The following is a 679-nucleotide window of genomic DNA, read 5'->3' as shown; positions in this document are numbered from 1 at the left end:
CGCGAAGAACCTTACCTACTCTTGACATCCAGAGAACTTTCCAGAGATGGATTGGTGCCTTCGGGAACTCTGAGACAGGTGCTGCATGGCTGTCGTCAGCTCGTGTTGTGAAATGTTGGGTTAAGTCCCGCAACGAGCGCAACCCTTATCCTTTGTTGCCAGCGGTTCGGCCGGGAACTCAAAGGAGACTGCCAGTGATAAACTGGAGGAAGGTGGGGATGACGTCAAGTCATCATGGCCCTTACGAGTAGGGCTACACACGTGCTACAATGGCATATACAAAGAGAAGCGACCTCGCGAGAGCAAGCGGACCTCATAAAGTATGTCGTAGTCCGGATTGGAGTCTGCAACTCGACTCCATGAAGTCGGAATCGCTAGTAATCGTAGATCAGAATGCTACGGTGAATACGTTCCCGGGCCTTGTACACACCGCCCGTCACACCATGGGAGTGGGTTGCAAAAGAAGTAGGTAGCTTAACCTTCGGGAGGGCGCTTACCACTTTGTGATTCATGACTGGGGTGAAGTCGTAACAAGGTAACCGTAGGGGAACCTGCGGTTGGATCACCTCCTTACCTAAAGATATTAGTTCGCGTGGCGTGCTCACACAGATTGTCTGATGAAAAAGTAACGAGCAAAAGCGTCATAAAAGTACGGTGTCGTGTCCCCTTCGTCTAGAGG

At 51.3% G+C, this 679-nt stretch carries 1 rRNA gene; it reads left to right on the top strand.

From position 1 onward, the window contains the following. Positions 1–573, top strand: a 16S ribosomal RNA gene (locus tag ABAC402_RS38945); the annotation flags it as partial. Positions 574–679: the final 106 nt, after the last annotated feature.

It is taken from the genome of Asticcacaulis sp. AC402, assembly GCF_000495835.1.
Taxonomy (GTDB): domain Bacteria; phylum Pseudomonadota; class Alphaproteobacteria; order Caulobacterales; family Caulobacteraceae; genus Asticcacaulis.
This window is presented reverse-complemented; position numbering and strand designations above follow the sequence as displayed.